Origin of the sequence: Streptomyces sp. P9(2023) (assembly GCF_032436795.1) — a bacterium.
GTDB lineage: Bacteria > Actinomycetota > Actinomycetes > Streptomycetales > Streptomycetaceae > Streptomyces.
On sequence record NZ_JAUPWM010000519.1, the window covers coordinates 1 to 268 of the forward strand.

Consider the following 268-nt stretch of genomic DNA (forward strand, 5'->3'; position numbering starts at 1 on the left):
GTCCAGGCTTTCGAGCACACCGGTCGCCGCGGCATAGACGCAGTCGCGCCCCCGGCCTTTGGCCTCGTAGAGAGCGACGTCGGCCGCCCGCAGGAACGCGGCGGCGTCTCTGTGCGGCTCGGCCGGTGAAAACGAGGCGACGCCGGCGCTGATCGTCACGATCCCCGACTCGCTGCCGGCGTGTCCGATGTTGAGATCGCGAATGGCGACCCGGATACGCTCGCCGTGCTGGCGACGCAGGACGCGCTCACCGGCCTCGCCAACCGGC

Annotated in this window: 1 protein-coding gene; it reads right to left on the bottom strand. The window is 71.3% G+C overall.

Features of this window, described 5'->3' with window-relative positions:
* A partial coding sequence (locus Q5762_RS38570) for a diguanylate cyclase domain-containing protein (RefSeq protein WP_315896978.1) occupies window positions 1-268 on the bottom strand: 268 nt, incomplete at both ends.